This window comes from Thiohalomonas denitrificans (genome assembly GCF_016841685.1).
In the GTDB taxonomy this organism is placed as follows: Bacteria; Pseudomonadota; Gammaproteobacteria; order Thiohalomonadales; family Thiohalomonadaceae; genus Thiohalomonas; species Thiohalomonas denitrificans_A.
Genome location: NZ_JAENYR010000010.1, coordinates 63,442 through 69,598, shown reverse-complemented (window position 1 = coordinate 69,598; position 6,157 = coordinate 63,442). Strand labels below are relative to the sequence as shown.

Sequence of the window (6,157 nt, the reverse complement as noted above, 5' to 3'; positions counted from 1 at the left end):
CCTTCGTGACGAACATCGCCGCGGGGGCGCGCCTCCTACCAGGGTCTGTGCCTCCTTTCTCCGTAGGAGGGCCGCCCCGGCGCGATGCCTGTCGTGCGGAAATCGCCGCGGGGGCGCATCGCCTACCTGGGGCTATTGCCTCCTCCTCGTCTACTCGCAGATCTCCTTGTAGGCGTTGATCAGTCCGTTGGTGGAGGGGTCATGGTTCTCCACCGGCCCTTCGGCAGCCAGCTCCGGCAAAATGGCCTTGGCGAGCTGCTTGCCGAGCTCCACGCCCCACTGGTCGAAGGAATTCACGCGCCAGATAATCCCCTGAACGAAGATCTTGTGCTCATAGAGGGCGATCAGCGAGCCTAAGGAACGGGGGGTGATCTGCTTCAACAGGATGGAGTTGGTGGGCCGGTTGCCCGGAAAGACCTTGTGCGGCAGCAGCTTTTCCAGGGCTTCGCCGGAAACGCCTTCGGCTTCGAGCTCCCCCCGTGCCTCGTCCTCTGTCTTGCCCTTCATCAGCGCTTCAGTCTGGGCAAAAAAGTTGGCCATAAGCTTGTGATGGTGGTCAGTGATGGGGTTATGACTGAGGACCGGGGCGATGAAGTCGCAGGGTATGAGCTTTGTCCCCTGATGGATCAACTGATAGAACGCATGCTGCCCGTTGGTGCCGGGTTCGCCCCAGATCACCGGGCCCGTGGAGTAGTCGACGGGCTGCCCGTCACGAGTGATGCGCTTGCCGTTGCTCTCCATATCGCCCTGCTGGAAATAGGCCGGAAAACGGCCCAGATATTGATCGTAGGGGAGAATGGCGTGGGTCTCCGCACCGAAGAAGTTGTTGTACCAGATGCCGAGCAGCGCCAGGGTCACCGGCAGGTTCTTTTCCAGCGGGGTACTGTGAAAGTGCAAGTCCATGGTATGGCCCCCCTCGAGCAACTGCTCGAACCGGTCCATGCCGATGAACAGGGCAATGGGCAGACCGATGGCCGACCATAGTGAATACCGGCCTCCCACCCAGTCCCAGAACTCGAACATATTGGCCGTATTGATGCCGAATTCGGAGACCCTTTCAGCATTGGTGGATACCGCCACAAAGTGTTTTCCCACGGCATCCTTGTCACCCAATTTGCCGATCAGCCAGCGGCGTGCGGTCTGGGCGTTGGTGATAGTCTCCTGCGTGGTGAAGGTCTTGGAGGCAATGATGAAGAGGGTCGTTTCCGGATCGACCCGTTTCAGAACCTCCGCGATATGCGTGGCGTCGATATTGGAGACGAAATGGGTGCTCAGTCCCTCTTTGCCGTAGGGCTTCAGCGCCTCGCAAACCATCAGCGGTCCGAGGTCGGAGCCACCGATCCCGATGTTGACGATATCGGTGATGGGCTTGCCGGTATATCCACGCCATTGTCCGCTTCGGACCGACTCGGTAAAGCGCCGCATCCGTTCGAGTACGGCCTCCACTCTGGGCATGACATCCTCACCCCCGATACGGATGGGCTTGCCGCTGCGATTGCGCAATGCCACGTGCAGAACCGCACGATCCTCGGTGAAGTTGATCTTCTCTCCACGGAACATCCGATCCGCCCAGCCGGTGACATCGGCTTCCTGGGCCAATTGCCGGAGAAGGGTCATGGTCTCTTCGGTGATCCGGTTTTTCGAATAGTCGAGGAGCATATCCTCGAACCGCAGTGAAAACCTTTCGAAGCGCCGCGGATCCCGTTCGAACAGATCGCGCATGGCGATTTGCTGAAATTCACGTTGGTGGTCAATCAGGGCATTCCAGACCGTGGACGTGGTAAGCCGCGACATGTATCTACCTTCTCTTGAATGGTTTTACTGAAGGGATTCGTCGTAATCTTCGGGATCCATATTGTTGCGCCATACCTGATCCTCCCGGTCGAACAGACGCAGCGACTCGACAGGCCCCCAGCTGCCGGCCGGGTAGGTATGGATAAAGTCGCGCTCCATGGACCAGACCTTCAGGATAGGGTCCACCACCCTCCAGGCCCAGCGCACCTCGTCATAGCGGAGGAATAGCGAGTGGTCATCCTCGATGACATCAAGCAACAATCCCTCATAGGCATCCAGCTTCACCTCCTCCTCGCCCGCATACGTTGCATCCATTGAAATCGTACGGGTGTTCATCTCCAGGCCCGGCACCTTCACCAACAGTTCGGCACGCAGGCATTCGTCCGGCTGGATGCCCAGCAAAATCCAGTTAGGCCGCAACCGTTCGATAGGCGTATTACGAAACAGCAGTTGCGGTGGATGTTTGAAGCGGATGGCGATCATCGACATGGACCTGGCCATGCGTTTTCCGGTACGGATATAGAATGGCACATTGCGCCAGCGCCAGTTGTCGAGATAGAGCTTAACGGCCGCGTAGGTGTCGGTCGTGCTATTGGAAGGGACGCCCTTCTCCTCCAGATAACCACCCACCTGTTCACCATCAACTCTGCCGCGCTTGTACTGGGCCCTGAAGGCGTGGGCATGAACGGCACTGCGGGGAATCGGCCGAATCGACTTGAGCACCTTTACCTTTTCATCGCGCAGCGATTCCGCATCCATATTGGCGGGCGGTTCCATGGCGACCAGGGTGAGCATCTGCAGAAGATGGCTCTGTAGCATGTCCCGCAGTGCACCCGACGTATCATAGTAATCGGCACGCCCCTGAATGCCCTGGGCCTCCGAGTGCGTGATCTGAACGTGATCGATGAAATTGCGATTCCAGAGCGGCTCCATCATCAGGTTGGCAAACCGGAAGACCAGTACGTTCTGGACCATCGCCTTGCCCAGATAGTGATCGATACGAAACAGCTGCTCCTCATGAAAGTTCTTGTGGAGTTGCTCTTCGAGGATTTGGGCACTCTCCAGGTCGTAGCCAAACGGCTTTTCGATAACCAGGCGCCGCCAGCCATTTTCCTCTTTGTTGAGCCCCACATCCGCCAGGTGCTGGGCGACCAGCCCGAACTCCGCCGGCCGTATCGCCATGTAGAAAACCAGGTTGTCCGGACAGTGGATCTCCTCGAACAGGGCTTTACGCAACCTGGTGTAGGCCTGCGCATCGGAGAGATCGCCCTGGAAAAAGTGCAGACGGCTACTGAAACGCTCGAAGATACCGGGTTGAAGTCCCAGTCGCGCCCGGGGCTTGAGGATTGTGCTTACCTCTTTGCGCCACTCGTCGGAACTCCATTCGCGTCGACCAAACCCGACGATGGCCATTTCCTCCGGAAGGTGTCCCGCCTCCTCCAGGTGGTAAAGGGCCGGCAGCAGCTTGTTCTGGGCCAGATTGCCGGTGGCCCCGAAAATCACGAAGGTGCACGGTTCGTTCAAAAAAATCTCCTTTCGATAGAGAACTCCACCGCAAAGCGCCGAGAGCGCAGATTACTCGGCTTTGGTGATGGTATGCCCGCCGAAGGCGTTGCGCATCACCGACAGCAGCCTGGCCGGATATCCCTCCTGGTCCTGGCTGGCGAAGCGCATCTGCAGAGCCAGCGTCATAACCGGTGCCGGAACACCCTGTTCCACTGCCTCGATGGCCGTCCAGCGCCCCTCGCCGGAGTCGGACACCACCGGCTGAATCGCCTCCAGCGACTGATCCCGGGCAAGCGCATCCGCGGTCAGGTCGAGTAACCAGCTCTGCACCACGGAACCGTGGCGCCACACCTCGGAAACCTGCGCCAGGTCGATCCCGAACTCATCCCGGGAGCGCAGCAGAGCCAAGCCCTCGGCCAGGGCCTGCATCATTCCATATTCAATGCCGTTGTGAATCATCTTCGTGTAGTGACCTGCACCAACCGGCCCCACGTGGGCCCAGCCGCGATCGGGCGCAGGCGCCAGCGCCTTCAAGGCCGGCTCGATGAGCTCCACATAGCGTTTTTCACCGCCTACCATCATGCAGTAGCCGTTTTCGAGGCCCCAGATACCACCGGAGGTTCCGGCATCAACAAAGCCGATCGAGCGCTCTCCCAGCCACTCGCCGCGGCGTCGGGTGTCGTGGAAATTCGAGTTTGCTCCATCGACGACGAGATCACCGGGCTCCAACCGCTCGGCAACCTGGCGGAGGTGATCCTCGGTGGGAGCCCCGGCCGGCAGCATTAGCCAGACGACGCGCGGCGGCGAGAGATGACCGATGGCCTTGGCCACCGAATCAGCGGCGCTGATATTCTCCTCTTCCCGGGCGAGCTCATGAGCCACCTCGGGTGATCGATTATAGCCGATGACCTTGATGTCCCGGCGCGCCAGGCGACGTGCCATATTGGCTCCCATCCTGCCCAAACCAATGATCGCAATGCGCATGCGCCGCTCCCCTGCTAAGATTTGTGACCGAATCAGCTCGAATTTCCTATACCCCACCGCAAAGGCGCCAAGAACGCATAGAATTCAGCGGCGTTATCGAGGGATAATCGCGCGACACCGGAATTACAGCGGGCGCAACCCCCGTCGAAATCCGTTGCTTGACGTATGTTGCGCCTTTGCGGTGAAATTTTCAGATTACTAGACTGTAGCTGGCCCAACAGAAGATTGCATGGGCTCGCCGGCAGTAGACAGGTCCGAATTCCAGTAACAAGAACAACAACATGAAAATTCTTTTTGCAACCAGCGAAGTCCATCCTCTGGTCAAAACCGGTGGTCTTGGCGATGTCAGTGCCGGCCTTCCGGCCGCACTCCACCGCCTGGGACACGATGTCAAACTGGTATTGCCGGCCTATCGCCGGGTACTGGACCGGGCGGGGAGTGTGAAGATTGTCGCCCGCATCGGGCTGCCGGGAATACCCGAACCGGGACGGATCATGACGGCGCAGATGCCCGACAGCGGTGTTCCGCTGTGGCTGGTCGATGCCCCGAGTCTCTACGACCGTGCAGGCGGACCCTACACCGACCCTGCGGGAAACGACTGGCCGGACAATGCCCTGCGCTTTGCGAGCTTTGCGCGCGCCGTGGTCGAGCTGGCCACCGATCGCGCCAACCAGAACTGGAAGGCCGATGTGGTGCACTGCAACGACTGGCAGACCGGGCTGGTCTCCGCGCTGCTATCCCGCGAATCCAACCGTCCGGCCACTGTCTTTACCATTCACAACATGGCGTACCAGGGCGTCTTTCCTCCCGAGGCATTCGACACTCTGCACCTGCCGAAGGACCTCTGGTCGCCCGAAGGACTGGAGTTCTATGGCGATCTCTCCTTTATCAAGGGCGGCATTGCCTATGCCGACCGCGTCACCACGGTAAGCCCCACCTACGCCAAAGAGATCCAGCAGCCCGAGTTCGGTTATGGACTGGAGGGCCTGCTCAGCCACCGCGCCGAACACTTGACCGGGATTCTCAATGGAGTGGATTACGAGGTCTGGGACCCCGCCCATGATCCGCTCATCCCTCACCATTACACACCGGAAGCCCTGGAGGGCAAGGCCGCCAACAAGCGGGCCCTGCAGCAGCGATTCGGTCTGCCTGAGCGCCCCGAGATTCCGCTGCTCGGAGTGGTAGGCCGGCTGGTGGACCAAAAAGGAATCGACCTCATCGTCGATGCGCTTCCCGAGCTTCTGAAGCGGGATGTACAGCTGATCGTCCTCGGTTCCGGCGATAAAAAGCTGGAAGCTCACCTGCAGACGGCTGCCGAACGGCATGGCGAGCAATTGGGGGTGCACATCGGTTATGACGAAACCCTGGCCCACTGGGTCGAGGCGGGGGCGGACATTTTTTTAATGCCATCCCGTTTCGAACCTTGTGGCCTCAATCAGATTTACAGTCTGCGCTACGGGACGCTGCCGGTCGTCCGCAGTACCGGCGGACTTGCCGATACCGTAATCGATGCCGATAAAACGACACTGCAGCAGAAGACCGCTACCGGCTTCGTCTTTGAGCAGGCGACCAAGGGAGCACTGCTATCCGCCCTGGAGCGGGCCCTGCGGCTATTCCGCGACCGCCATTCGTGGGAACAGATGATGCGCGCGGCGATGGCACAGGACCTGAGCTGGGAACGCAGCGCAGCGCGCTATGTGGACCTCTACGAAGCCGCCACTGCCGAACGCTGCGGCCAAGGTATCAAGAGCGGCCGTCGTGCCGCATCAAATGCGGCTTTGCAGCGCGCGAACAGGTAATCGACCCCGCTGCCCGAACCAAAACTCCGGGAAATACATCCCCACCTGTTTTCATTCCGGCCAAAATGTAAGTT

Annotated in this window: 4 protein-coding genes; 1 reads left to right on the top strand and 3 read right to left on the bottom strand. The window is 59.6% G+C overall.

The window, feature by feature from the left end; genetic code table 11:
- Nucleotides 1-150 precede the first annotated feature (150 nt).
- From pgi to gnd, 3 genes are read right to left on the bottom strand one after another with little or no spacing between them, the layout of a single operon-like run.
- Entirely contained in the window at nucleotides 151-1,794 is a 1,644-nt protein-coding gene (gene pgi, locus Q7L05_RS03715) for a glucose-6-phosphate isomerase (protein WP_303902131.1), read from the bottom strand.
- 24 nt (nucleotides 1,795-1,818) lie between these two features.
- Nucleotides 1,819-3,318 (bottom strand): glucose-6-phosphate dehydrogenase, encoded by a 1,500-nt coding sequence (gene zwf, locus Q7L05_RS03710; protein ID WP_303902128.1) that lies wholly within the window; start codon nucleotides 3,316-3,318, stop codon nucleotides 1,819-1,821.
- A gap of 51 nt (nucleotides 3,319-3,369) precedes the next feature.
- Nucleotides 3,370-4,284, bottom strand: a complete 915-nt coding sequence (gnd, locus tag Q7L05_RS03705) for a phosphogluconate dehydrogenase (NAD(+)-dependent, decarboxylating) (protein WP_303902125.1) — start codon at nucleotides 4,282-4,284, stop codon at nucleotides 3,370-3,372.
- A 281-nt stretch (nucleotides 4,285-4,565) separates the two neighbouring features.
- Here gnd and glgA point away from each other — a divergent pair, with 281 nt between their 5' ends.
- Nucleotides 4,566-6,083 (top strand): glycogen synthase GlgA, encoded by a 1,518-nt coding sequence (glgA, locus tag Q7L05_RS03700; RefSeq protein ID WP_303902122.1) that lies wholly within the window; start codon nucleotides 4,566-4,568, stop codon nucleotides 6,081-6,083.
- Nucleotides 6,084-6,157 lie beyond the last annotated feature (74 nt).